Below are 26,852 nucleotides of genomic sequence, written 5' to 3'. Positions count from 1 at the left end.
CAAACTCAGCCGGCAAACGCCGCCTGCGCCTCCGGCAGATCCCAGATCTTGCCGATCGCAGCGGCCCCTGCCGAGGTGATGGCGGCTTCATCGCCATGAACGTAACGGCCAGCATCGATCAGCACCCGCCCATCGACGATGACCTGATCGACATTTGCGCGATTGCCGAGTGCGACCAGCGCGCGGCGCGGATCGAACAGCGGCTGCAGGTGCGGATGGGTCATGTCAATGATGGTCAGATCGGCCGTTGCGCCGGGCGCAATCGCCCCGAGATCCGGACGCTTCACCAGCAAGGCAGCGGTCGCGGTCACCGCCTCGATCAAGTCGGGAGCGCTCGCGACCTCGGCGCGTTGCAGCGCAAGTTTCGAGATCATCGAGGCCGCGTTGAGCTCGCCGAGCAGGTCCATGTTGTAACCGTCGGTGCCGACCACGGTGCGCACGCCATGCTCGGCAAACCGGCCGAATGCCGCCGTGACGCCGGATCGGGCGAACACCCGCGGGCAATTCAACACCGCGGCGCCGCGCGCAGCCATCAGCTTCAGATCGCTGTCGGAGCTCGCGATGCAATGCGCTGCGAGGAGATCGGGAGCCAGCAGGCCCAGCCAATCGAGATATTCAGCCGGCGTGCGGCCGTCATAACGCTTGCCGATCGTTTCCACCTCGGCCCGGCTCTGCGCCAGATGGGTGGTGATGGGCACGCCGAGCTCACGGGCGCGCGCCGCGCACGCCTTCAGCAGGTCAGGCCCGCAGGTGTCGGTCGCATGCGGGCTCATCGCAAGGCCGATCCGGCCGTCACCGCGCCCGTTCCAGCGCTGATAGAGCGCGTTCCAGGTGGCCAAGTCTGCCGCGCCGTCGTCACCGGCATATCTGACCACGCCATCCGCGCCAGCCTTGGCGTCCGAGGTCGAGAACAGATACGGCGCGCCATAGAAGCGGACGCCCATCTCCTCGGCGGCGTCGAACATTTCAGGGATGGTGTTGCGGAACGGCTCCATCACCGTCGTGGCCCCGCCCTTGAGTAACTGCAGAATGCCGAGCCGCGCGACCGCAAGGCGCTCCTCGGCCGAAAGCAGATCGGCGCCGCGCTTGGTCAGCGGCAGCAGCACCGTATAGACGATGCTCTGATTGTTGCGCCGGCCATTTCCGTCCTCGGTGTGGCTGCGCGCCACCGCCTCGCTGAAGCAGTGATTGTGCAGGTTCATCAGGCCCGGCAGGATGAAGCGGCCGGGACGATCATAAGCCTCAGCGGCGAACGGCCTCTCCTTGGTGACCGCCGCGATCGTCCTGCCTTCGATCAGCACCCAGTGATCGCGCAGCACATCCTGTGCGCCGCCACGGCGAGATAGTACGTAGCTGCCGAAGATCGCGATGCTGCTCATGATGGACGCACATTCCAGAAGACTGCGGTGCCGTCGAGGATGCCGGTGATGCTCTTGCGGTAGGCGGTCGGTTGCTTGTACAGGCCGATCGGAAAATACGGGATCTCTTCAAACGCCAGCGCCTGGATCTCGCGGCAGATCCGCTGCTGCTCTTCGAGCGACGGCGCCGTGAGCCACTGACCGCGCAGGCCGCCCATTCTCTCGCTGCTGTACCATCCGGCGACCTTCCCTTCGCCGCGCAAATTGGTGTTGCCGGCCGGGTTGAGCCAGTCGATGCCTTGCCAATTGCCGACGGTAGCGCTCCAGCCGCCCTTGTCGATCGGATCCTTCTTGAGCTGACGCTGCAGCACGGCTGCGAAGTCGAGCACCTGATGATCGACGTTCATCCCGGCCCTCCGCAGCATGTCGGCCGCAACCTGGCCGAGCGGCTTTTGCGCGGCCGAATTGCCCGGCGACAGCAGCACGACTTTCTCACCATTGTAGCCAGCCGCCGCCAGATCGGCCTTCACCTTAGCCATATCGCGCGGGCCGCGGAAGACATCGAGCCCGACGTCATTGGCCATCGGCGTTCCCGGCGCGAAATAGCCGATCGGCGAGAGCTGGTATGCCGGATCTCCGCCCGCGACCGCGGTCATGAAGTCGGCTTGATTGATTGCACCGAGCAGCGCACGGCGGATGGCGGGATTGTCGAACGGCGGTTGCAGGTGATTGACGCGGAGCATGCACGCATAGCCGCGGGGGTCGAGCACACGCGTTTCGACCTCATCGGACTGCTTCAGCACGGGCAGCAAGTCGTGCGGCGTGGTTTCCTGCCAATCCTGCTCGCCAGTCTGGAGGGCCGCCACGGCGGTCCCCGGGTCCGGCGTCGTGGTCCACACAACGCGGTCATAGTGCACGATCTTGGGACCGGCGGTCCAATCCGGCTTGCCGTCCTGGCGAGGTTGATAGCGCTCGAACCTGGCATAGGCGTTGCGTACACCGGGTACGCGCTCATCCGCGATGAAGCGGAATGGCCCGCTGCCGATCACTTCGGTGATCGGCTTGAGCGGATCCTGGCTCGCAAACCGCTCGGGCATCATGAATGCGGCATGCACTGCGGCCTTGCCGAGCGCCTGCGGCAGCAGCGGGAATAGCCGCCGCAAACGGAAGCGGATGGTACGATCATCCGGCGCAGACAACTCTTCGGTCGCCGCCATCAATTCGCCGCCGAACCCGTCGCGCGAGGCCCAGCGGCGAATGCTCGCGACGCAGTCACGCGCCAGTACCCGCTCGCCGTCATGCCAGAAAAGCCCGTCGCGCAGCGTCAGGTCCCACTGCTTGGCGTCATTGGAGACGACATGGCCCGACACCATCTGCGGCGAGACTTCCAGCGCCGCATTCATGCCATAGAGCGTGTCGTAGACCATGAAGCCGTGGTTGCGCGACACCTGCGCGGTGGAATAGACCGGATCGAGGAAGGCCAGATCGATCACCGGGATGAAGCGCAGCGTGGTCTGCGATTGCGCGCGGACGATGCCCGGCAAGGAAAAGGCAGGCGCCATAGCGGCCGCACGAAGCAATGACCGGCGGGAGAACTGCATCGAAGACTTGCCCATGCTCATCAGCGCGGCTGACCTGCGGCTTCATGCTTCTGGAAATTCGCGGCGATCGCCTCCCCGGTCGTGATCCACAGGTCCGGACAGGATTTGGCGTAGGTCAGGAACTCGCGCAGCAGACGGAGCCGCATCGGACGGCCGCTGCATTGCGGATGCAGCACGGTGGTCACCATCGCGCCCCAGTCACGAACCTCATCCAACTCGTCCTTCCAGATCGAGAGCACATGCTCCTTGGGAAAGATCGAGCGCGGGCTGAAGCGCGCCGAGAGGCCGTGCATCCAATCGTCATAGCTCGCGGTGACCGGCAGCTCGATCGTGCCGGGTTTGCCGTCGGTCAGGCGATGACGGTAAGGCCGCACGTCATCGCGGAACGATGATGTGTAGACGATGCCGTGCCGGACCAGCGCCTGGCGAAGCTCCTCGGTAAATTCGCCATAGGGCGCACGATAACCGATCGGCCTTACGCCCAGCCGCCGCTTCAACGCCTCGAAACCACGCTCCAGCTCCTCCTCGATCCAGGGATCACCGGGATCGGGCAGCAGGTGATGATAACCGTGATGGCCAATCTCATGACCGGCCTTGAGGATGGATTCGGCCATTGTCGGATGCGCATCGACCGACCAGCCGGTGACGAAGAATGTCGCCTTCAGATCGAGCTGATCGAGCAGCTCCAGCAACTTCGGTGTGCCGACCCGCGCCTCATAGCCGCCATAGCTCATGGTGATCAGGCGCTGGGCGTGCACGGCGTCCTTGCTGGTCCAGGCGCTCTCGGCGTCGACATCGAACGACAGGAACATCGCCGACCTCCAAGGCTTCGGCCAGGGATAATTCGGTGCCGGATCCGCGATGTTCGCCGGGACGAGCGGGATGCTCTGGAGTGCCTTACTGTCCAGCATTGATCGTCGCCTTCTCCACACCGTTGTCGTCCAATTTCCACTTCGCCAGCAGGGCGCGGTAGGTGCCGTCGGCGATCAACGCGTCGAGCGCCTCCACGAAGGCCTGATGCAGGGCTTTCTCCTTCACAGGCAGCGCGATGCCGGTGAACTGCGCCGCAATGGCCTGGCCCAGCGGTGCGTAAGCGCCGGGCTCCTGATTCATGATGTAGGGCAGCGTCTCGTTGCCCTGAACGGCCGCGTCGATCCGACCCTGTTTCAGCTGCGTCCGCGCGTCTGCCGAGCCTTCGGTGCCGACGAACACAATGGGGTTGCTGCCACAATGCGCCGCGCTCCACGCCGCGATCTGATCCGGGAACATGGTGCGGCGGCTCGCACCAACTTTCCTGCCGCACAGCGCCGCCATGTCCTTGAATTCCGCGGCACGCGACTGCTGCACAAAGAACTGCGGACCGCTGCGCAAATAATCGACGAAGGTTGCCGCCTCATGCCGCGTCGCATAGTCGGTGAAGCCGGACAGGATCGCGTCCACCCGCCCCGACGAAATCGACGGCATGAACTGCGCGAAGCTTGTCTCCTCCCACTCCAGTTTGACGCCGAGCTTACGACCGAGCGCCTCGCCGAGATCGATGTCGAATCCGGCCAGCGCATTGGTGGCGGGATCGCGGAACTCCATCGGCGGATAGTTCGGTACGATGGCGATCTTGATGCTGCCGCGCTTCGCGATCTCGGCGGGCAGCTCGATCGCCATGGCCGGCCCGGCCAAAATCATCCCCAGTGCGCCCGCAACAACCAGCCTGATCATCAACTCTCTCCCCATCAGATCACCGCCGCCAGAAACGCCTGTGTGCGCGCTTCACACGGTGCCCCGAGAACATCGGCGGCGCGCCCGGACTCCACGATTGCGCCATGGTCCATGTACACGACGCGGTCGGCGACCTCGCGGGCAAAGCCAAGCTCGTGCGTCACCACCATCATGGTCATGCCGCTCTCCGCGAGCTCCTTCATGACAGCCAGTACCTCGCCCACAAGCTCGGGATCGAGCGCGCTGGTCGGCTCGTCGAACAGCATCAGCATCGGCTTCATCGCCAGCGCCCGCGCGATCGCCACGCGCTGCTGCTGGCCGCCCGAAAGCTGCGACGGATAGGAGTCCGCTTTCGTCGCAAGCCTGACGCGCCGCAGGAGCTCGATTGCCTCGGCGCGCGCCTCGCCCGGGTCGCGACCCTGCACCTGCACCGGTCCTTCCGTGATGTTCTCCAGCGCCGTCTTGTGCGGAAACAGGTTGAAGCGCTGGAACACCATGCCGGTTTTCAGCCGCTGTCGCGCGATCTCCCGCTCGCTGAGGCGGCGCAGCTTGCCGCCCTCCTCGCGGACGCCCAGCATCTCGCCATCCAGCCAGATACCGCCGCTGTCGATCACGGTGAGTTGGTTGATGCAGCGAAGCAGCGTCGTCTTGCCGGAGCCTGACGCACCGATCAGACACAGAACCTCGCCGGGCCACACGTCGAGCGAGACATTCTTGAGAGCCTGGAACTCTCCAAAGGCCCTGCTGGCGGAGCGGATCGCGACGAGCGGTTTCGTCATCGGTTGATCCGTGCCGTGCCACGCGCAAAATGGCGCTCGAGCAACATCTGCAGCGGTGTCAGGATCGATACCACCAGCAGATACCAGCAGCCGGCGACGATCAGAAGCTCGATGACGCGCGAATTCGCGTAGTAGATATTCTCGGCGTTGTGCAGCAGCTCGGGATACTGGATCACGCTTGCGAGCGAGGTCGCCTTCACCATGCCGATGAACTCGTTGCCGAGCGGCGGGATCACCACCCGCATCGCCTGAGGCAGGATGATCCGCCGCAGCGCCCGCAGCCGCCCCATACCGATCGCCTGCGCCGCCTCATACTGCCCGACGTCGACCGACAGCATACCGGCGCGCATCACTTCCGACGTATAGGCGCCCTGGTTGATGCCGAGCCCGAGCAGCGCTGCGAGGAACGGCGTCATGACGTCAACGGCCCGCGCCGTCCACAGGCCGGGAATACCGATGGTCGGAAACACCAGCGCGAGGTTGAACCACAGGAGGAGTTGCAGGATCAGCGGCGTGCCGCGGAACAGCCAAGTGTAACCTGCGGCAACCGACTTCAGCACCGGATTGGGTGACAGCCGCATGATGGCCGCGACCACGCCGAGGACGATGCCGAGTGCCATCGCGAGCACCGCCATCACCATAGTGTTGACGATGCCCTGGAGGATCACCTTCGCGGTCAGGAAGCGGCTGACATAGGACCATTCGATCTGGCCATTGGCAAAGGCGCGAGCGATCTCCGCAAGCACCACGACGATCGCGGCCGCTGCCAGCCACCGCCGCCAGTGGACCTCCCGCACGATCTTCATCTGCGAGAGATCGGGAAATCCGTCTGCGAGGGTCGGGGACGCCCTCATTGCGGCGCTGCGTTCATCATGGGCTTCTCGACCGCATTCGCACCCAGCCCAAATTTGTCGAGGATCCTCTTGTAGGAACCGTCGGCGATCATCGCTGCAAGATGTTCTGTCACGACTTCGCGCAGTGCGGCATCGTCCTTGCGGAACATGATGCCCTGATAGCCCGTAGACAACTGCTCGCCGATGACGCGATATTTGCCGGCCTCCTGCTGCTGTGCGTAAGGCAGGGTCTCGCTGCCCTGCACGGCCGCATCGATGCGGCCCTGCTTGAGCTGATTCCGTACATCGATCGAGTTCTCGCCCGGAACATACTGGATCGCTGGCTTGCCTGCGGCCTCGCAATTCTGCTTGCTCCACTTCTCGATCTCGAGCGGGAAGGCGGTGCTGCGCGTGGTGCCGACCTTCCTGCCGCAAAGATCGGTGGCGATTTTCGCCGCACTCTCGGCCATGACGAAGAATTGCGGTCCCGTCGTAAGGTAATCAATGAAATCCGCCGTCTCGCGCCGCGAGCTGCGATCCTGAATGCCGCTGATGATGAAATCGGCGCGCTTTGTCTGCAGCGATGGAATGAGTTCGGCGAACGGCGTCTCGCTCCAGACGATCTTCACACCAAGCCGCTTGGCAAGCTCGTTCGCAAGATCGATGTCGAGCCCGACCAGTTCGTTGGTCGCGGGATCGCGGTATTCCATCGGTGCGTAGGTCGAGTTCACCGTCAGCTTCAGCGTACCGGCTTGCTTGATTTCCGCGGGCAGTTCAGTTGCCTGCACCGAAGTGGGTGCGACGAGCACGGCAAGGCCGAGCAAGAAAGAGAGGCGTGTCATGTCAGCTCCATTGCCAACGCTGCAACCGGCCGCGTGTTAATCCATGTCGAGAAGCGCCGGCTCGATGACGCCAGCGCGTTCGGTGATCGTCCGGTATTGCTCGGGCCGCCGGTGGGCCGCAAAATTGAACATCTTGTCCTTGCCCTGACGGCAGAGATCGAGATCGACGTCGGCGACGATGACTTCGTCGGCGAGGGTCTTCGCCTGTGCAACGATCCTGCCATTCGGATCGACGATGCAGGAGCCGCCGATCAGGCCGGAGCCATCCTCGTCGCCCGCCTTCGCCACCGCAATCGCCCAGGTCGCGTTCATGTAGGCGTTGGCCTGTGCGACCAGCGTCGAATGGAAGGTACGCAGCGCGGCATCCTCGCTGGTCCCGCCGTTCGGATCGTAGGCTGCGGAGTTGTAGCCGATGCAGACGAGCTCAACGCCCTGCAGGCCGAGCACCCGCCAGGATTCCGGCCAACGGCGATCATTGCAAATCATCATGCCCATGATCGCGTGTCCCCACGCCGAACCAGTGCGGAAGGCCGGAAAGCCGAGATCGCCATACTCGAAATAGCGTTTCTCGAGTTGCTGATAGCGCGCGCCCGGGAGGGGCTCGAACGAGCCCGGCAGATGCACCTTGCGATAGCGGCCGATGATCGCGCCGACGTCGTCGACCAGGATCGCGCAATTGTAGCGCCGGCCATCTGCTGTCAGCTCGGCATAGCCGACATAGAAGCCGACGCCGAGCGCGCGGGCGCGGTCGAACAGTGCTTGGACAGCCGGGTTCGGCATGCCGCGCTCGAAATATTGATCGAGCCCATCGCCTTCGAGCAGCCAGCGCGGAAAGAACGTCGTGAAGGCCAGTTCAGGAAAGACCACGAGGCGCGCGCCTTCTTCAGCCGCCGCATCCAAAAGTTTCAGCATGCGATCGAGCGTATGCGCGCGGGTGTCTGTTCTTTGCGTCGGCCCCATCTGGGCGGCGGCAGCACGAAGAACGCGGGTCAAACATTGCCTCCAAATCAAGCGGATTGCTGCCTCGTTAGGCGAACCGATTTTCCGTTCGGCAGCGCACTTTCCGCACCGCATTACAAGAAAGCTGGACAGCGTTGGCAATCACTCGTGCTATGATATTTTCGGCCGGACTATAACGAGCATGAATAGATGAACCTGCGCCAACTCGAAATTTTGCGTGCCGTCGTTCGACACCGGACAACGGTCGCAGCAGCCGAGGAGCTGTCACTGTCACAGCCGGCGATCAGCAACGCGTTGAAGGCGATGGAGACGCAGGCGGGCTTTGCCTTGTTCGAGCGCGTCAACAACCGCCTGTTTCCGACCGCGGAGGCGATGGCGCTCTACAAGGAAAGCGAGACGATTTTTGCACTGCATGCCAAGCTGGAAAGCCGCGTCCGTGACTTCAGGGAATGTCGCACTGGGCATCTGTCGATCGTCGCAACGCCGCCTCTGGCCTACAGCATCATCCCGCCCGCATTGTCGGTGTTCCTGCGTCGGCGGCCGCAGACGCGGATGTTCTTCGACGTACGCCGTTATGAGGGCATTATCGACGGACTGCTGAGCCGGGTCGCCGAGCTCGGCTTTGCGCTCGGCTTCTCGCATCATCCGGGCATCGCGCATGAAGTGGTCCACACCGGCGAGATGGTCTGCGTGATGCCGCCGCAGCATCCGCTGGCCGACCGCGCGGTGATCACCGCGTCCGAACTCGTCGATCTCCCCTTCATCGGCCTCGAACGAGGAACACAATTGGGTGAGGCCGTGCGCGCGAGTTTTGCTTCGGCCGGCGCTCCATTCCGGCCGACCGTCGAGGTGCGATACTGCAACACCGCGTGCGTGCTCGCCGCGGCAGGCGTCGGTGCGGCGGTGGTGGATCCATTCTCGCCGCACCAGGCTGGAAATCAAGGGCTGATCATACGCCCCTTCCTTCCCAGGACACCTGCGCTGGCATACATGCTGTGGTCGGAAGCTGAGCCGCTCTCGCGCCTTGCGAGAGTGTTCCTCGACGAAGTCCGTCGAGCAAGCCGACACCTTGAATGATGGGAGCATCTTGCTGTTGACTGCAAAAGCCGACGTCGTACCTGGTCAGGCCGCCCGACCACGCGCGAAATCGTTCGGACGTGGCGCCATCATCCCTGTCCGGCGATCGGCGACCGACACCTGCGCTCGCCCAGGCCGTCGCTGACGCCCTCACCGCGATCCGCGCCGGCGGCACCCACGACAAACTGTTCGACAAGTTCGGCATAGCCGAACTGAAGGCGACCGCGTTGGCGATTCGTGGTGAGGATCCGACGAATCCTTCTAGGGCCATACATGCATCATGGGTGCGACGGAAAAGCGATAGCCTTGTGATTTCAACAGCTACCTTGCGCCAAGCACGAACATGTGCATTTCAAACCAGCCGAAATTGCACACGCTTGTACCTGTTTTGACCTCTCAGTGCACGCAGAGCACACACGAGTTGGGGAGTGCATACGGTCGTGGCCAGCCCCGCTCAATTGCTTTCGGGGACCTGGCGCGCCCAGGTCCACCGCAAGAGCCGCTACGCGTGAGAGATCTTCCGCCGGCGCAAGGACGGCGAAGACCGGGTCGCGCAATATACACCCCCTCGCCGTAACCTCGATTGTAAGCATCATAACGAATGAATTGCATTCAACAGCGTTTAATCAAACATCATCCGTTCCTTCGATCGAAGTCGTAAGCATTCAGTTCATTGGCAAGCGTGGCGCCGGAGTGCAATCGATCGCCATCCAGCTGCGTCTTTATCGTCTTTAGCCAGGGCAACTTCGTTTCGATGCCGACCGTGACGGGATCGTTCGTCACCTCGATGACGACGTCGCGAAGCGCAATCCCAGAACCAAACGACGCGGCTAGGTTTGTCGGATCGATTTGTTCGACAGACTGCGGATCATTGAGATCTCGAAAGCGGACCAACATCGGAATTTCATCGACACCCAGTGTGCGCCGCGGCCGCAGCTCCTTCAAAAGGCGCACTTTCGGCAGGGGATCCTTTTCGGAGTTGAGCAGATCAGCGAAGACGTGGAACAACAGCCATGCTGGCGCTCCCAAACTCCCAAGACCAATCTTCGGACCCCGCAGCAAAGCAAAGAATGTCCCCCTTGAACCGAGGTCGATCACCACTGCCTCGCCAACCACCTCATTTCCGAAGCCACCCATGCTCTTGAACAGGGGTCTTGTATCGGACTGCTTGTCCTGAATGACGCCTGAACCGCTGACGGAGGTGCCGTCAACGTCAACGTCGAACATCAATCGATACCTGATCGTTTCGCTCAAGAAGGCCGCATGAGAAGGGACGACGTATCCTCCTGCAAGAGCAGCTAGAACGCTGATGATGAATCGTCTCCGAGGACAGCGACGGATGACAGTCACGATCAACTAATCTCCGCTTGAACGCCGGCAATCGACAAAACGCGCCACCACAGTGAACGCGATATATCTCATCACCGCTCCCTCAAGCTCTCCTGCCGATACCTCAACAACGGTGACATCACGTATTCGATGATCCTTCGCTGCCCCGTCTTGATCTCCACCGTCACCGCCATGCCGGGCGCGAGGTTCGCCATCTTGTCCTCGACCTGCATCTTCGTGCCTTCCAGCGACACGCGCGCGGCGTAGAGCAACTCCTGGCCGACGGGCTCGCTCGATTCCGAGAGTGCGCCGCCGCCCGGCTTCGCCGCACCCTGCCCGCCCGGCGGCTTGTCCTTGACGATGGCATCGCGCGACACGCTGATGACCTTGCCGTGCAGCAGGCCGTAGCGGGTGAAGTTGAAGGTGTCGATCTTGATCTCGGCGTCCTGGCCGTGCTCGACGAAGCCGATGTCGCGATTGGAGATCATCGCCTCGACCTCGATGCTGCTGCCGCGCGGCACGATCATCATCAGTTGCTGCGCCGGCGAGACCACGCCGCCGACGGTGTGGATCGCGAGCTGCTGCACGGTGCCGTCGATCGGGGCGCGCAGCAACTGCTCCTCGGTCTTCCGCTGCGCCTTGACCGAGTCCTGCTGGAACTCGTCGGCCTTCTTCTGGGCATCGGAGAGGTCACTGAGAACCTGCCGCTCGAAGCCGGATCGGGTCTGCGCGAGCTGCTGCTCCAGCGCGCGGCGCGCGGCCTCGATCTCGACCAGCTTGCGCTCCTGCACGATGCGCTCGTTCTGCTGGTCGATCAGGCGGGTCTGGGCGTCGATCCAGGCGATGCGGTTGCCGTACTGGATATCCATCGCCTTCTTGCGGATCGTCAGCGTCTCCTCGAGCAGCGGCAGCGTCGCGTCGATCTTGGCGATCGCGGCCGTCACCGACTGCGCCTCGGCGCGCTTCTGGTCGATCTGCTGGACTACGGAGGCGAGCTTGGCCTGCTGCTCAGCGGCCTGGGCGAGCATGGCCGACCGCGCCCGCGCGATCTCCACCTCGGATGCGCCGGTGGGCTCGTCGAGATCGCGGGGGGCGGCGAGATCGGCAAAGCTGCGGCGCAGTGCCGACAGGCGCGCGACGTCGAGCAGGCTCGCGACGAGATCCTGCCCCACCCGCTTGCGCTCGGCCTGGGTCACCGTGCGGTCGAGCTCGACCAGCACCTGGCCGGCCGTGACCCTGTCGCCGTCATGGACGTGGATCGCCGAGACGATGCCGGTCTCCAGCGGCTGAATCGTCTTGGTGCGGCCGGTCGGCACCACCTTGCCGGTGGCGGTGGCGATAATGTCGACATGGCCGAACGTCGCCCAGCCGATCGCGAGCGCAAAGAACAGGATGATGGTGAGGCCGACCGCGCGCCCGACGGGCGATGCCGGCGTCTCCAGGATCTCCAGCGCGGCGGGGAGGAATTCGCGCGCGTCGCGCTGGCGGCGCCAGAACGCCCGGCTCTTGCGCTCGATCACATCAGCTGACGACATGGAGGCCCGCCTGGATCTGGTGCAGCATGGCGTAACGCCCGGCCTTCTTGATCAGCTCGTCATGGCTGCCGTCCTCGACCAGGCGGCCGCCTTCGATGGTGATGATGCGATCGGCGTGGCGCACGGCCGAAAGCCGGTGCGCGATGATGAAGACGGTCCGGCCGGCGCAGATCTTGCGCATGTTGCGCTGGATGATGTTCTCGCTCTCGTAGTCGAGCGCGCTGGTGGCCTCGTCGAAGATCAGGACGCGGGGGTTGGTGACCAGCGCCCGCGCGATCGCGATGCGCTGCCGCTGTCCGCCCGACAGGCTGGCGCCGCGCTCGCCGACCACGGTGTTGTACCCATCCGGTAGCGCCAGGATGAACTCGTGCGCGCCGGCAAGCTCGGCTGCGGCGATCACCCGTTCCATCGCCATGCCGGGATCGGCGAGCGCGATGTTCTCGCGGATGGTGCGATTGAACAGCACATTCTCCTGCAGCACCGTGCCGATCTGGCGCCGCAGCCAGGCGACGTCGGCAACGGTCAGGTCGATGCCGTCGATCAGGATACGGCCGGCCTCCGGCACGTAGAGCCGCTGGATCAGCTTCGTCAGCGTCGACTTGCCCGAGCCCGAGGGGCCGACGATGCCGATCACCTGTCCGGGCAGCACCTTCAGCGAGACGTCCTGCAGCGCCAGCGAGGTATCCGGCCGGTAGCGGAAATTGACGTGGTCGAAGATCACCTCACCCTTGATCGGCGGCAGCGTTGCTCGCGAGGGATCGAACATCGGCTCGGGCGCGGCGTTGAGGATGTCGCCGAGCCGGGCGATCGAGACCCGCGCCTGGTGGAAATCCTGCCAGAGCTGGGCCAGCCGCAGCACCGGCTGCGCCACCCGCCCGGCCAGCATATTGAAGGCGATCAGCTCGCCCACCGACAGATTACCCTCGATGACGAGGTGCGCGCCGAAATAAAGGGTCAGCGCGGTGACGAGCTTGCTGATGAACTGCACCGACTGGCTCGCCCAATTGCCGAGCGAGAGCACGTCGAAGCTGGCGCTGACATAGCCTGCGAGCTGCTCCTCCCAGCGCCGCTGCATCTGCGGCTCGATCGCCATCGCCTTCAGGGTCTGGATCGCGCTGACGCTCTCGACCAGGAAAGCCTGGTTCTCGGCGCCGCGATCGAACTTCTTGTCCAGCCGCTCCCGGAAGATCGGGGTGACGCCGGCGGAGATCGCGACATAGAACGGGAACGAGCCGACCACGATCCAGGTCAGGAACGGCGAATAGTAGAACATCACCGCCAGGAACACGAAGGTGAAGCCGAGATCGATCACCAGGGTCAGGGCCGAGCTGGTGAGGAAGTTCCTGATGTTCTCGAGCTCGCGCACCCGCGCGACGGAATCGCCCGCCCGTCGCGCCTCGAAATAGGCGATCGGCAGCGCGATCAGGTGCCGGAACAGGCGCGCGCCCAGCTCGACGTCGATCCGGTTGGTGGTGTGAGAGAACACATAGGTCCGGAGCGCGCCGAGAACGGTCTCGAAGATTGAGACGACGATCAGGCCGAACACCAGCACGTCGAGCGTCGTGTAGCCGCGATGCGCCAGCACCTTGTCGGTCACGACCTGGAAGAACAGCGGCGTTACCAACGCAAACAATTGCAGGAAGAACGACGCGACCAGCACCTCGCCAAGCAGCCGGCGGTATTTGTGCATGGCCTGGAGGAACCAGGTGATATCGAAGCGGCGCGCCAGATCGGACAGTGACGCGCGCCGCGTCATCAGCACGATGCGGCCGGTCCAGCCCTGTTCGAACTCGGCCCGCTTGATCACCTGCGGACGATTAACCAGGGGGTCGTGAATGAGAACGTCTTCGGCTCCGACCTTGCCCAGAATAGCGAAGGTGCCGTCATGCCGTTCGACGATCGCGGGCAAGGAGAGCTTGGAGAGGCCGGACCAGCCTTCGCGAACCGCCCTCGCCTTCAGCTTGAGTTGCTTGGCGCAGCGGAGCATTTCCTGAATGCCGAGCGCCGAGCCCGCGAACTGATGTGCGATCTGCGCGGGATCGACAGCGATCTGATGAAATCGCAGCAGCAGTGCAAGACACTGCAGCCCCGTATCCTGACGTACGGCTTCCACACCCACTTCTGCCCCTGCCACTACTTTAGATCGCGCTATCGACCAATACACCTTTCCCACGGGCAGGCAAGGATTGCGATGCGCCGAAAGATGATGGAACTTTCGCAAAATCTTATCGTGCCATCGACCTGCACTGCACTATTCTGCCGCGGACGCGAGCGGGCCATGTGCGACCTCGAGCGCACGCGCGATCTCTGCGACGACGCTGCTCCAATCTCCCGGTCGCGATTGGCGGAACTGCCGCAACGTCGGATACCACGGGCAATCATTGCGATCGAGCAACCAGCGCCAGCAACCGTTGAAGCGATTGAGAAGCCAGACCGGGCGCCCCAGCGCACCAGCAACGTGGATCACCGAGGTATCGACGCTGATCGTCAGATCCAGATTGGCGATCAAGGCAGCGGTATCGGCAAAATCGTTCAACTCGTCGGTGAAGTCGTGCAGCACCAGGCCGGACGGTGCGGCAATCGCCTGCCCTGGAGCACTCTTTTGCAAGGAGACGAACGACACGCCCGGGATGCCTGCAAGCTCCCCAAGAAGGTCCGGCGGAATCGAGCGGCGGCGATCGTCCGCCATCGTCGGACTGCCGGCCCAGGCAAGGCCGACGCGAAAGCCCCCAACGTGGCGGATCCGCTTCTGCCACGTCTCCATCCGCACGGGATCGGCAACGAGATATGGAACCTGACCGGGCACGTCGGTCAGCGAGAGCCCGAGTAGACGCGCAAGACCGAGCAGCGGGCAATGGACGTCGAAATGCGGAATCGGATCGCCGCGCGGAACGATGACGTCGACGCCGGGAAGATCCTTCAACAAGGGCACAAGCGCCCGCTGCACTTCGAGGACGACGCGCGCGCCGCTGCTGCGCAACAGCGGAACCAGCCGGCAGAACTGGATCGTATCGCCAAATCCCTGTTCGGCGTGAATCAGAAGCGTTCGGCCGCTGATGTCCTCGCCGTTCCAGACCGGTTGGGCGAAGTCGTCGAGCCGGCCAGGCCGCTTCTTCAGCTTCCATCGCCACTCGTATTCCGCCCACCCCGCCGCGTAATCGCCGGTCAGCAACCGCGCGATCGCGCGGTTGCAATGGGCCTCGGGGTGATCGGGCCGCATGCGCAGGGTCTGGTCGAACAGGGACCAGGCCTCGTCGAGCCTGCGCCCATCGACGAGCAGCTTGGCGAGGTCATTGTACCAGTCTGCGAAATCCGGCTTGAGCGCGATCGCCTTGCGATAGGCCTGCTCCGCGTCTTCGTAGCGCTCGCGCCCCTCGAGCACCTGCGCGAGAACGAAATGTCCTTCGGCAAGGTTCGTGTCGCTTGCAAGCGCAAGGCGGCAATGCTCTTCGGCCTGATCGAGCGCGCCGTGCCCCCGCAAAATGCTGCCGAGGTTGGCATGCGCCGGGGCAAAATCGGATCTGATCCGCAAAGCTTCGCGAAACTTCGTCTCGGCTTCATCGAACGCATCCTTGCGGCAAAGCAGGATTCCGAGATTGTTGCAGACGACCTCGGATGACGGTCTGAGGCGGTACGCTTGCTGAAGATGCGGCTCCGCGGCATCGAGCCGTCCTGTTTCCAGCAGCAGCATGCCGAGCGCGCCATGCGCGTCCACATTGTTGTCGTCCAAGTCGACCGCAGCACGATACTGGGCCTCTGCTTCCGCACGACGACCGAGGGCACCAAGGGCGTTGGCGAAATTGTGCCGGAAATTGCTCTCGTTTGGCTCGAGTTCGATCGCGCGGCCGATAAGGTCGACGGCGCGAGCGTGCTCGCGTCGCTGGAGATGGATGACGCCGAGCAGGTGGAGGCTGGACGCGTGATCGGGATTTCTGTTCAAGAGGCGGCGGTAGATCGTCTCCGCACGGTCGAGGCCGCCGGCCTGGTGATGTCTCAGCGCCTCGTCGAAGGCGCCCGGCTGCATCGCATTGGCTGCCCGCTCCGCAAGTGCCGTCCTGACGTCCGCGACCACGGCGTCCCAATCGCCAGGCGCGGGCTGCTTGAACTGCCGCAGTGTCGCGTACCAGGGGCTCCGGGTGCGATCGAACAGCCAGCGCCAGCAGCTGTTGAACCTGTTGAGGAGCCAGACCGGCCGGCCAAGCGCGCCCGTCAGGTGCACGATCGAGGTATCGACGGTAATCACAAGGTCGAGGGTCGAGATCAGCGCCGCAGTGTCCGCGAAATCGGCAAGCTCTGCAGTCCAGTCGTGCACGTTGAGGCCAGGCGGCGGCGACGATGTCTGGGCCGAAGCCTCGCCTTTCTGGAGCGACACAAACGAGACGCCCGCTACATCCCCGAGACCAGCGAGCGTTTGAAGCGCGATCGAGCGGCGCCTGTCGTTCGCCAGGGCGGGATTTCCTGCCCAGGCAAGACCCACGCGCAGTCCCGGCAACGCCTCGACACGGTCACGCCATCTGGCGACACGACCGCGATCGGCGGCGAGATAAGGCGCTTCGCCCCGGATACGGTCGAACGTAATGCCCAGCCAACGCGGCAGGCTCATCAGCGCGCAACGGACGTCGTAATGCGGCAGCTTGTCACCACGCGCGACGATCTGGTCGACGCCGGGCATTTGCGCCATGAGGCCGAGCAGCGGCCGCGGCACCTCGAAGACGATGCGTCCGCGCCCTGCCGCGAGCGGCACGAACCGGCTGAACTGAAGCACATCGCCGAATCCCTGCTCGGCATAGATCAGCAGCGTGCGCCCATCGAGATCGTCTCCGCTCCATTGCGCACCGGTGAGATCGTCGCGCCGCTCGATCTTGCGGTGGGCATCGTAGGTCTGCCATCCCTCCTCGAATTTCCCGGCGCCAAGGAGCGTCATTCCGAGATTGGCCAAGGCCTCCGAATAGCCGGGGCGCAGCTCGATGGCGCGGCGGTACCAGTGCTCGGCCTTGTCGAGCTCGGCAAAGTCGCCGAACAGCGAGCCGAGATTGTTGTAGACCTCGCCATAATCCGGCCTCAGGCGGATCGCTTCGCGGTAGTGGAATTCGGCGGCGTCGTAGACGCCGCGCTCCTTCAATGCGTTGCCCAGATTGTTGTGCGCTATCGGATAGTCGGGCCGCAGCCGTAGCGCCTCGCGGCAATACCTCTCCGCCTCCTCGAAGCGGCCGAGCTCGCGCAGGAGATTGCCGAGATTGTTGCAGGTCTCCGGAAACTCGGGTCTGCACGACAACGCACGACGGAAATGCGTTTCGGCCTCCTCCAGACGTCCCCGCGACTGGCAGAGATTGCCGAGATTGTTGAGCACTTCGGGAAATGCCGGCCTGATACGACAAGCCTCATGGTAGTGCAGCTCCGCATCCTCGATGCGTCCGAGGTCGTGCAGCAGGTTGGCGTGGATACCGCGCGCATCCGCATCGTCGGGTCGCAGCCGGACCACTTCCGAGAGTTGGCTGGAAGCTTCCTCGAGCCGCCCCGCGGCCCGCAACAGGTGAGCCAGGCCAAGACGGCCATCGACCTCGGCGGGGTCAAGACGAATGGCGTCGCGCAAATGCCGCTCCGCCTCGTCCAGCGCTCCGAGCGACTGGAGCACCTTCGCGAGATTTACGCGGTAACTGGCATTCTCGGGGGCAAGCGCGACGGCCCGATCGAGATGCTCACGCGCCGGAGCGACCTGTCCGCGCAACAACGCGGCAATGCCCAGCACATTCATGCAACCATGATGGCCGGGAACCGCCTGCAGGATGGCCCGGCATGCGGTCTCGGCTTGGTCGAGACGACCGGCACGCAGGGCATCGACGGCCTCTTCGAAGCTTGCGGCACCCGCGCCAATGTCGCCAGCTAGTGCCATGCCGAAGCAATCGCCGACTGAAGACTCGGATCGCTCGGCATCTGCGTTGCCGTCGATGGCGTGAAGCCGGGATTGGCGCTGGAATACGACGCCATCGCCTGGACCAGCTGCGACACCGAACTGTCGAGATGCAGACCGTCTCCCGCGGTTATCTCCGCCAGCGCCGCCGCCGGGTTCGATCCGAACCAGTCGCTGATCGTGAACTGGTCATTCGTGCCGAGGATATCGATAACGAGATCGTTTCCACTCTGGACGAACCAGAGATCCTGGCTCGCGACGTCCGAGGCGAAGTCCAGCTCGCCTTGCGCGGCCGCGCCCGGCGCGGTGGCATTATCGATGGTCACCTGACCGCTGCCGCGATCGGCAAGGTAGAGCTCGTTGGTACCGGAAGCGATGATGGAGCCGTTCATGCCACCGATTGCCACGGTGTCGCCGTTGCCTGTCAGCGTGATCTGATCGCCGGTTCCGGTGATCGAGACCGAATTGCCGTCACCGCCCAGGGTAAGCGAGCTGCCTGTACCGGCGAGCGTCACCGCCGCGGCGCTGCTCGCGATCACGGTGTCGTTGCTGCCGCTGATGACCAGCGTGTTGCCGGTGCCACCGATGCTGATGGTCTCATTGTCGCCGGTTACCGTCACCAGATCGCTGGTGCCGGCAATGACAATGGTGTCGCCGTCGCCGCTGATCGCCGCCGAGCTGCTGGTGCCCGTCACAGTGACCGATGCCGCGCTAGTCGTGCTGACGGAGGCATTGCTGCCGCTGATCACGAGCACATCGTCGGCACCACTGATGCTGACGACTTCGTTGTCGCCGGTTATCGTCACCTGATCGCTGGTGCCGGTGACGGCAACAGTATCGCCGTTGCCGCTGATGGCCGCCGAACTGCCGGTTCCCGCCACGGTGATTGCCGCTGCCGCGACCGTGCTGACCGAAGCACTGCCGCCGCCGATCACGAGCGTATCGCCGGTGCCGGTGATGCTGACGATCTCGTTGTCACCGGAGATCGTCACCTGATCGCTGTCGCCGGTGATGGCAACGGTGTCGCTGTCACCGCTGATCGTCGCCGAGCTGCCCGTGCCCGCCACGGTCACCGATGCCGCGCTGGTCGTGCTCAGCGTGGCGCCGATCCCCGTGATCGTCACGGTGTCGCCGATGCCGGTCAAGGTCACGGCATCGCTGGTCCCGTTGATCGTCACGGCATGACCATCGCCGCCGATCGTTGCCGAGCTTGCCGCGCCGGTAACGGTCACGGCAAGCGCGTTCGACGCATTCACCACGGCGCTACTGCCGCTCACGGTGACGCTGTCGCCTGCTCCGATCAGCGTTACGCTGTCGCCTGCTCCAACGATACCGACGGCGTTGCCGTCGCCGGTGACGACCGCCGAGCTCGCCGTGCCGGAAATCGTGATTTCCGTCGCGCTGCTCGTGATCACCGTGTCGTTGCTGCCGGCCAGCACCAGGCTATCGTTGCTGCCGGTGACCGTGACTATTGCGCCGTTACCGACGACGGTCACCTGCTCGCCGGCACCGGTCATTGCGACCAGATTGCCGTCCCCGCTGATCGTGGCCGAGCTGCCCGTGCCGGCGATGGTGATGGCTGCCGCGCTGGTGGTTGCGACCGACGCACTGCCGCTCAGCGCGAGCGTCGCGCTCGCGCCGGTAATACTGACGCTGCCACCGGTACCGCTCAGCGTCACCACGTCGCTGCTTCCGGCAATCGCCACACTGTTGCCGTTGCCGGTGACGGTTGCCGAGCTGCCGGTACCACTGATCGTGATCGCCGCCGCATGGGCCGTCGTGACGGACTCGTTGCCGCCGCTCACTGCCAGGGTGGCGCCGGTGCCCGTGATGCTCACCGACACATTGTTGCCGGAGAGTGTTGCCTGATCGCTGGTGCCTGCAATCGTCACCAGGTTGTCATCGCCGGTGATTGCAGCCGAACTCGCCGTACCGTTCACCGTGATCGTCGCCGCATGGGTCGCATTCACGGAGGCGTTGCTGCCGCTGATCGTGAGGGTGTCGCCGGTTCCGGAGATTCCCACAATCGCGTTGCTTCCAGTTACCGTCAACACGTCGTTGCTGCCGCCAATCGACACCGTATTGCCGTTACCGGCGACCGTCGCCGAGACGCCGTTCCCGCTGACGGCGATCGACGCCGCGCTGGTCGTCGTGACGGAGGCGCTGCCGCTGGTAATCGCCAGCGAGGCACCCGCCCCGCTGACGGTGACGCTGTCGCCAGTACCGCTCAACGTAACCTGGTCACTCGTTCCCGTGATCAACACCTTGTTGGCGTTACCGCTCACCGTCGCCGAGCTTCCAGTTCCGCTCACCGTGATTGTCGCGGCATTGGTCGTGGTCACGGACGCATTGCTGCCGCTGACCACGAGCGTGTCGCTCAGACCGCTGATGGTCACGACCGCATTGCTGCCCGACAGCGTTGCGCGTTCGCCGGTGCCGGTGATGGCGACCGTATTGGCGTTGCCATTGATCGTGGCGGAGCTACCTGTCCCGGTCAACGTCACGCTCGTGGCGCTGCTGGTGGTCACGGTCGCCGCCGCTCCACTGACCGTCACGCTGTCGCTCGTCCCCGTCAGAGTGACGACATCGCTGCTGCCGGTCATGGTCACCGTGTGACCACTGCCGCCGATGGTGGCCGAGCTCCTGGTGCCCGTCATCGTGACGGCCAGCGCAGCGGACGCACCGATCGAAGCGGCGCTGCCGCTGACCGTCACGCTGTCTCCGGTGCCGTTAAGGGTTACCGTGTCGCTGGTGCCTGCAACGGTGATCGCGTTGCCGTTACCGGTCACGGTTGCCGAGCTGCCTGTGCCGGAAATCGTCACCGCGGCAACGCTGCTCGTCGTGATCGTCTCGTTGCTGCCGCTGATGACGAGGCTGTTGCCGCTCCCGCCGATGTTGACGGTTTCGCCGTTGCCGGTGACCGTTGCCCGATCGCTCGTGCCCGTGATCGAGATGGTATTTCCGCCGCCATTGACGATCGCCGTGCTGCCGCTGCCGGTCAGCATGATCGCCGCTGCGCTCGTTGTGGTGATCGTCTCGTTACTGCCGCTGACAACAAGGCTATCGCTGACCCCGCTGATCGTGACCACGGCGCCATTGCCGGTGAGAGTCACCTGGTCGCTGGCGCCCGTGATGGACAGGGCATCGCTGTCGCCGGTCACCGTCGCGGAGCTTGCGGTGCCCGTGATCGTGATCGTGGACGCGCTGCTGGTCGTCACGGAGGCATTGCTGCCACTGACGGCGAGCGACGCGCCGGCGCCGGTGATCGTCACGACCGCATTGTTGCCGGTCAGCGTGACCTGATCGCTGCTCCCCGTCATCGACACAGCGTTGCCGTCACCGAGGATCGCTGCCGAGCTGGCCGCCCCCGCCACCGTGATCGACGCCGCATTGGCGGTACTGACGCTGGCGTTGCTGCCGCTGATGGTGAGGTTGTCGCTGGTGCCGCCGACTGTCACACTCGCGTTGTTGCCGGTCAGCGTGATCTGCTCGCCGCTGCCCGTGATCGACACGCTATTGCCGTTGCCGGTGATGCCGGCCGAACTGCCGTTCGCGGTTACTGCGATCGATGCGCCACCGGCGTTCAGGACAGCCGCAGCACCGCTGATCGTGACGCTCGCCCCCGTTCCGGACAGCGTGACGGCGTCGCTCGTCCCCGTAATCGCCACGATGTCGCCATTGCCGCCGATTGTGGCCGAACTTCCCGTCCCGGTCACGGTAGCCGTCACGGCGTTCGTGGTGTTGATGATGGCGTTGCTACCGCTGACCGTAACACTGTCGGACGTCCCGACCAGCGTCGCGGTGTCGTTCGTTCCCGTGACCGAGACGGCGTTGCCGCTGCCGCTGATGGTCACCGCGCTGCCGGTGCCCGTGACCGTCACAGCCGTCGCATTGGCAGTCACGGTATCATTGCTGCCATTGACGATCACGGTGTCGCTGGTACCCGTCACGACGATCGGATCGTTGTTGCCGTTGACAGTTACGGTCGCGTTGTTGGCCGGCATCTGGATCAGCACGTTGCTCGCGTTGATCGTGCTGACGCTGCCGTCGATGTTAACGTCGTAGCCCGCATGGGCGCCGAGATAACCCATGTTCCAGGCGGTGCCGTCGGCAAACAGCACCTGCCGCAGACCGTTGGCACTGTTGCCGAAGCCGCCGCTCACGGTGATCTCGTCACCGGTTGACGGAATCTGGATGATCAGATCACCGAACCCGACGCCGCCTCGGAAGATCCGCACGTCGCTGGTCAGCACAGTGGCGTCGAAGAACGACAGCGTTCCCAAGGAGTTGTTGTTGCTGGCGGAGTAGTTGTTGATGGTGAGCTGGCCATAGCCCTTGTGGAAGACATAGGCATCGTCGCCGCCGTTACCCTGCACACTGTCGATACCACCCTTGGCGTCGAGGATGTCATTGCCCGACGTCCCCGTCATGGTGTCGTTGCCGGTGGTGCCCGCGAGAGCAGCGGTCACCGAGGCGACGCCGACCAAGGTGATGGTTCCGGTCCCGTTGGCGATCGTCACCGTGTTGGTGTTATTGCCGAAGACGATGGTCTCGATGTCGTTGACGTTGACCGATCCCGTCGTCGCCGAGATCCGCAGCGTGGTCCCGGAGTTTGCCTGCACGATCCCGCTCGCGCCGCCGAGAGTGATCGACGAGGTGCCCGCTCCGCTGCCGCTGTTGACAGTGATGTCGTCGTAGGCGCCGGACGCTGTAATGGTGGCGGCCTTGCTGGAGATGATGTTCTCGTAGCTGCCGGTCAGGGTGACCGTGTCGGCGCTACCGCTTATGACAACGGTGTCGCTGTTGCCGTTCGCGGTCACCACTTCCTGGTCGCCAGTCATCGACACGAAGTGGTTGTTCCCCGCGTCGCTGATGATGGCAGAGCTGCCTGTCCCGCTGACCGTGAAGCTCGCCGCGCTTCGCGTCGTGATCGTGTTGCCGACCGAGTTCACCAGAACGACGTCGCCCGTTCCGTTCAGCCCGAGCGTCCCGTAGGCTCCGTTCAGCGTCACCAGATGGTTGTTGCCGGTCAATGACAACCGATCGCCCGTCCCGCTGAGCGTGGCGGTGTCGTTGTTGCCGGTCCCCGTGATGGTCGCATTGTCGCCGCTGATCGAGATCGTCTCGTTGTTGCCGTTCACGACACCGTAGCTCGGGAAGCCTATGGTCATCGACACCGTGTTGCCGTCGCCGACGACTATTCCGTTCCTTAACGCTACGCTCGCCCCGCTCACGTTGACCGTGCTTCCCGAACCATTCACGCTCACGGTCGCGCCGGTTCCTGTCAGGGTCGCAACGTCGCTCACACCGCCCACGTTCAAGGTGAGCCCGTTGCCGCCGAGCGTCACCGTGTTCCCGGTGCCGTTCAGTGTCATGTAGCCGACAGCCGACGTGCTCAGCGTCATGTAGCTGCCGTTCACGATCATCGCGTCGCTGGTGCCCGCCAGCGTGACCTGATCGCTCGTGCCGTTGACGTAGATCAGGTTACTATCGCCGACCACCGTCGCGACGCTTCCTGTTCCGGTCAGAACCACTGTCGTCCCGGACTGCCCTGACACGGTGCTACCCGTCCCGTTCAGCGTCACCTTGGTATTGGTCGTCCCGGCCGCGACCGTGACACTCTCATTGTTGCCGTTCAGCGTGACGGTGTCGCCCACTGCACTCAGCGTAACGACCGCCCCGCTACCGTTCACCACGGCCGAACTACCCACACTCGCAATCGACAGCGTGTCGTTCGTCCCGTTGACTGTGATGTTGCCGCCGGGCGCATTCAGCTGCACCCATCCCGAATTCACCAGCACCGTATCGTTGGTGCCGGTGACGATCAGACTGCTGCCGTCCGTGAGTGAAATCGTGGTGTTGCTGACGTTTGTCGAATTGGGCATTCTCGCCTCCCCGGAACCGGCATTGGATCGTCTAGATCACGCTGGACGCAACAGACACCACGATATGGAGGTCAGGGGGCGTTCGCTCTGTGGATATCGGTCCCTCGCATCGCGCGATGTGGTCATCCCCGACCGGCACTACGGACCATCGCCCAACAGATTTCTGAACGCATGCATCCCTCACCGTCGGCAAAGACCGTCCGGCCGGATTTCCCGCGATGCGCTTCTGTCGTTTGAGTGGATGTGCCGCTGCGCGAACTATGGCGAGTAATTGCTACTCAGCCTCGTTCGTGACGGGCGCGAGATGATAGAGGAACGTCATTCACATTCGCCAGCCAACATTCCCCTATTCCCCATGCACTACCCCTATGTGCATAGACAGAATGTCGCAACCTATGCAAAAGAGCAAGACACGATCGGAAATATTTTCGGGACAACGACGGTCTCGCGGATTCGACAAGCGAAAGCGACCGGGCATCGATGCGCGCCGACACGACGATCGACTGATTGATGGCGCTGCGTCTCCTTCACGGTACCTTCCATGCAGAGGCCGTAGGAGAAGACGTGGAAACCGGTGTCGCGCACCGCAAGGCCTGGTCGCGAACGCCAGCATCCGCGACCAGGCCGACGCGGCCCTTGGCGACTCAAGCCGTCGCCGGCGTCCGCCCCGAAGCCACCCTGCTCGGGATGATCGCCCCGAGCGAGGCAAGCAATGCGCCGATCGCGCGCGCCTGCGCAAATTTATGCCCATTTGACCCTCGTGGAGTCCTTGGATAGGTTTGGCGTCAACCTCCGATGTCACCCCAAGAGAGCCACGACCAAGGTGAGCGCATTTGTCTCTGCGAGCAGCAAGGCCGCCGATCCCGCATCACCAATCGGTTCCAGCTTTCGACGCTTCACCTTTGGATTCATTGCATTCTTAGCTGTCCCTCCGCTCGCCCTCTGTGCGCTCATCGTTTTGGTTGATCCCTATTATTTGTTCGGAACTCCGGACATTGCGGGGATCAATGTCGTGCGGCCGCGCTACGAAAATCACGACCCCGTCGTGAAGCCGTATCAGGTGCGCCGCATCAAGCCCGACGCAGTCGTCTTGGGCAGTTCCCGCGCTGAGGTCGCGCTCGATCCGCAGCATCCCGGATGGAACGGCGAGAATGTCTTCAACTTCGGCCTGCCTTCGGCCACCAGCTATGAGGTCATGCTGGCGTTTCTCCACGCACAATCAGTTGCACCGCTTAAGCAAGCGGTGGTCGGCCTCGATTTCTTTGGATTCAATATCTTCTTTCCGCGCGACCAGGCCTACCTGGAGGGTCGATTCTCCGGCGACGGGGTGCGGGCCTTCGCCGATTTTCTGACAGCCGAGCTTGCAAAGCGCCGGTCCGACGGCGCCACCGAACCGCCCGCCTCCGTCGCGACGCCTGGCCCCGGGGACGTGGCCCGCGCGGAAGCGGCCGCGGGTCCTGCCGGGATGTTGGAGGGCAGTCCGCCTGCCGACTGGAACGAAGCGCTCTATCTTCGACTCTATCCGGATGTCGCTGCCGAGGTCCGGCGAGGCACCTTCGTCAGCGGATATCATCACTATCTTGCTGCCGGACGCGCCGAGGGACGGCAGACCGGAGTGCCGCCGCCCGGCTGGAATGAGGCGCAGTATCTTCGAATCTACCCCGATGTCGCCGCCGAAGTTCGGCGGGGCACTTTTGTCAGCGGCTATCACCACTATCTCGTCGCCGGGCGCGCCGAAGGCCGACAGGATGGCACCCCGCCCCCCGACTGGAACGAAGAACTCTATCTGCGCGTCAACCCCGACGTGAGAGCGGAGGTCGCTCGCGGTACCTTCGTCAGCGGTTATCACCACTATCTCGCCGCCGGCAAAGTGGAGCGTCGCGAGGGCGGCTTCATACCGAAAGCGTGGAACGACAGGCGATATCTGCAGGTCAACCGCGATGTCGAGTATCAGATCTCGCAAGGTTCTTTTCTGAACGGCTATCACCACTATCTGGCGGCCGGGCGTGCGGAAAAGCGGATGGGCGGTTTCCTGCCCGACGGCTGGAACGAAGCCGGCTATCTGTCCAAAAATCCCGATGCACGCGTCCGATTGGCGCTTGGCGAATACGGCGACGGCTATTCGCACTACGCGGCCGTCGGTCAAAAGCAGGGACTGACGGGTGGACTTCCGGCGGCCGATTATTCGGACGCACTTCTGTCACGTTGGCAAGCACTCGGAAAAGCGGCGTTTCAGATCGGAGAGCTGCTTCGCCTGGTCTTTTCGACAACGGCTGTACACGACGCGATCGCAACGCTTCGCGGGCAATCGGAGCCCGTGTCGTTCAACAGCCGCGGCATGCGCGTTTGGGATTGGCAGGACGGCAACATTCGCAAGAACGGTGGAAACGGCCGGGTCTTCCGCAACAACCTCTTGAGCTGGCGGTGGTACATTTGGCTCATGCCGCCGCGATACATGTATTGCTTCAGCAATCCCGACACCGGAATGAGCAGTTTCAACGCATTCCGTTTCCTGGTTCGGCGGGCCCATGAACGCGATACCGACCTGCGTCTCTTCATGACGCCGCTACATAGCTCGGTCCGGCAACTCTTCGTCGCACTCGGCCTCTCCGACCGGTACGACTTCTGGCAGAGCGAACTGGTCCGCATCAATGAAGAAGAAGCGGCGCGCGCCGGACGCAAGCCGTTCCCCCTGTGGGACTTCAGCGACGCCAATTCGGTGACCGGCGAGATCGTCCCGGAGCGCACAGATCTGACGCCGATGCGATGGTTCTGGGAATTTTCGCATTACCGCCATGCGGCCGGCAATCTCGTACTCGATCGCATCCTGGACCATGGCCGTCCGGACTCCGTACCGCCGGATTTCGGCGTTCGCCTCACGGCTGAGAACATCAATGCGCATCTCGCTCATAGCCGGGCGAGCATTGCGGGCTGGGCGGCAGCCAATCCTGAACTAGCAACGCAGATCTCCGCTGCAACCCAAGCCCCAAGGGTTCAGAATCGTCAAAACAAAGCGAATTGTTGGTAAT

15 protein-coding genes are annotated in these 26,852 nt (G+C 63.7%); 2 read left to right on the top strand and 13 right to left on the bottom strand.

Annotated features, from left to right (window positions below):
• Positions 1–5: 5 nt before the first annotated feature.
• Genes Q0743_RS25030 through Q0743_RS24995 form a run of 8 tightly spaced genes read right to left on the bottom strand, consistent with a single transcriptional unit; the run spans position 6 to position 8,119 of the window.
• Entirely contained in the window at positions 6–1,379 is a 1,374-nt protein-coding gene (locus Q0743_RS25030; protein WP_298244153.1) for an amidohydrolase family protein, read from the bottom strand.
• Positions 1,376–2,959, bottom strand: coding sequence for an ABC transporter substrate-binding protein (locus Q0743_RS25025; protein WP_298244215.1), 1,584 nt, complete (start codon positions 2,957–2,959; stop codon positions 1,376–1,378). The genes Q0743_RS25030 and Q0743_RS25025 overlap by 4 nt, the downstream gene beginning before the upstream one ends.
• Before the next feature lie 20 nt (positions 2,960–2,979).
• Positions 2,980–3,870 (bottom strand): polysaccharide deacetylase, encoded by an 891-nt coding sequence (locus tag Q0743_RS25020; RefSeq protein WP_298244152.1) that lies wholly within the window; start codon positions 3,868–3,870, stop codon positions 2,980–2,982.
• Positions 3,857–4,672, bottom strand: coding sequence for an ABC transporter substrate-binding protein (locus Q0743_RS25015; protein ID WP_298244151.1), 816 nt, complete (start codon positions 4,670–4,672; stop codon positions 3,857–3,859). Before Q0743_RS25015 ends, Q0743_RS25020 begins: the two co-directional genes overlap by 14 nt.
• A 14-nt stretch (positions 4,673–4,686) precedes the next feature.
• Positions 4,687–5,451: an amino acid ABC transporter ATP-binding protein gene (locus Q0743_RS25010; RefSeq protein ID WP_298244150.1), complete on the bottom strand. Its 765-nt coding sequence runs from the start codon at positions 5,449–5,451 to the stop codon at positions 4,687–4,689.
• On the bottom strand, positions 5,448–6,305 hold the full coding sequence (locus Q0743_RS25005; RefSeq protein ID WP_298244149.1) for an amino acid ABC transporter permease: 858 nt from the start codon (positions 6,303–6,305) through the stop codon (positions 5,448–5,450). Before Q0743_RS25005 ends, Q0743_RS25010 begins: the two co-directional genes overlap by 4 nt.
• On the bottom strand, positions 6,302–7,126 hold the full coding sequence (locus tag Q0743_RS25000; RefSeq protein ID WP_298244148.1) for an ABC transporter substrate-binding protein: 825 nt from the start codon (positions 7,124–7,126) through the stop codon (positions 6,302–6,304). Before Q0743_RS25000 ends, Q0743_RS25005 begins: the two co-directional genes overlap by 4 nt.
• A gap of 36 nt (positions 7,127–7,162) precedes the next feature.
• A complete protein-coding gene (locus tag Q0743_RS24995; RefSeq protein ID WP_298244147.1) occupies positions 7,163–8,119 on the bottom strand; it encodes an N-carbamoyl-D-amino-acid hydrolase in 957 nt (318 codons plus the stop codon).
• Positions 8,120–8,275: 156 nt separating this feature from the next.
• Between Q0743_RS24995 and Q0743_RS24990 the strand changes: the two genes are divergently transcribed.
• On the top strand, positions 8,276–9,163 hold the full coding sequence (locus tag Q0743_RS24990; protein WP_298244146.1) for a LysR family transcriptional regulator: 888 nt from the start codon (positions 8,276–8,278) through the stop codon (positions 9,161–9,163).
• Between the two features lie 633 nt (positions 9,164–9,796).
• Here the strand turns inward: Q0743_RS24990 and Q0743_RS24985 are convergent.
• The 5 genes from Q0743_RS24985 to Q0743_RS24960 all read right to left on the bottom strand — a co-directional run bounded on the left by Q0743_RS24985 (position 9,797) and on the right by Q0743_RS24960 (position 23,823).
• Positions 9,797–10,519, bottom strand: a complete 723-nt coding sequence (locus Q0743_RS24985) for a hypothetical protein (RefSeq protein WP_298244145.1) — start codon at positions 10,517–10,519, stop codon at positions 9,797–9,799.
• 65 nt (positions 10,520–10,584) lie between these two features.
• Complete coding sequence (locus Q0743_RS24980) at positions 10,585–12,027, bottom strand: HlyD family type I secretion periplasmic adaptor subunit (protein ID WP_298244144.1); 1,443 nt, start codon at positions 12,025–12,027, stop codon at positions 10,585–10,587.
• A complete protein-coding gene (locus tag Q0743_RS24975; protein ID WP_298244143.1) occupies positions 12,014–14,140 on the bottom strand; it encodes a type I secretion system permease/ATPase in 2,127 nt (708 codons plus the stop codon). Before Q0743_RS24975 ends, Q0743_RS24980 begins: the two co-directional genes overlap by 14 nt.
• Positions 14,141–14,278: 138 nt before the next feature.
• Positions 14,279–17,920 carry a tetratricopeptide repeat protein gene (locus Q0743_RS24970; protein WP_367184939.1) on the bottom strand — a complete coding sequence of 1,214 codons (3,642 nt, stop codon included), beginning with the start codon at positions 17,918–17,920 and terminating at the stop codon, positions 14,279–14,281.
• Entirely contained in the window at positions 17,911–23,823 is a 5,913-nt protein-coding gene (locus tag Q0743_RS24960; protein ID WP_298244141.1) for a calcium-binding protein, read from the bottom strand. Before Q0743_RS24960 ends, Q0743_RS24970 begins: the two co-directional genes overlap by 10 nt.
• Before the next feature lie 823 nt (positions 23,824–24,646).
• On the opposite strand from Q0743_RS24960, the gene Q0743_RS24955 reads away from it, so the two are divergent.
• The gene (locus Q0743_RS24955) at positions 24,647–26,851 is read left to right on the top strand and encodes a hypothetical protein (protein WP_298244140.1); all 2,205 of its coding nucleotides are present in this window, start codon (positions 24,647–24,649) and stop codon (positions 26,849–26,851) included.
• Position 26,852 lies beyond the last annotated feature (1 nt).

It is taken from the genome of uncultured Bradyrhizobium sp., assembly GCF_936943645.1.
Lineage (GTDB): Bacteria > Pseudomonadota > Alphaproteobacteria > Rhizobiales > Xanthobacteraceae > Bradyrhizobium.
This window is presented reverse-complemented; position numbering and strand designations above follow the sequence as displayed.

What these genes read in the sequence shown, in the direction of transcription:
- Q0743_RS25030 (WP_298244153.1), bottom strand. Translation starts at nt 1,379, where the DNA reads ATGAGCAGCATCGCGATCTTCGGCAGCTACGTACTATCTCGCCGTGGC.
- Q0743_RS25025 (WP_298244215.1), bottom strand. Translation starts at nt 2,959, where the DNA reads ATGCAGTTCTCCCGCCGGTCATTGCTTCGTGCGGCCGCTATGGCGCCT.
- Q0743_RS25020 (WP_298244152.1), bottom strand. Translation starts at nt 3,870, where the DNA reads ATGCTGGACAGTAAGGCACTCCAGAGCATCCCGCTCGTCCCGGCGAAC.
- Q0743_RS25015 (WP_298244151.1), bottom strand. Translation starts at nt 4,672, where the DNA reads ATGATCAGGCTGGTTGTTGCGGGCGCACTGGGGATGATTTTGGCCGGG.
- Q0743_RS25010 (WP_298244150.1), bottom strand. Translation starts at nt 5,451, where the DNA reads ATGACGAAACCGCTCGTCGCGATCCGCTCCGCCAGCAGGGCCTTTGGA.
- Q0743_RS25005 (WP_298244149.1), bottom strand. Translation starts at nt 6,305, where the DNA reads ATGAGGGCGTCCCCGACCCTCGCAGACGGATTTCCCGATCTCTCGCAG.
- Q0743_RS25000 (WP_298244148.1), bottom strand. Translation starts at nt 7,126, where the DNA reads ATGACACGCCTCTCTTTCTTGCTCGGCCTTGCCGTGCTCGTCGCACCC.
- Q0743_RS24990 (WP_298244146.1), top strand. Translation starts at nt 8,276, where the DNA reads ATGAACCTGCGCCAACTCGAAATTTTGCGTGCCGTCGTTCGACACCGG.
- Q0743_RS24980 (WP_298244144.1), bottom strand. Translation starts at nt 12,027, where the DNA reads ATGTCGTCAGCTGATGTGATCGAGCGCAAGAGCCGGGCGTTCTGGCGC.
- Q0743_RS24970 (WP_367184939.1), bottom strand. Translation starts at nt 17,920, where the DNA reads ATGGCACTAGCTGGCGACATTGGCGCGGGTGCCGCAAGCTTCGAAGAG.
- Q0743_RS24960 (WP_298244141.1), bottom strand. Translation starts at nt 23,823, where the DNA reads ATGCCCAATTCGACAAACGTCAGCAACACCACGATTTCACTCACGGAC.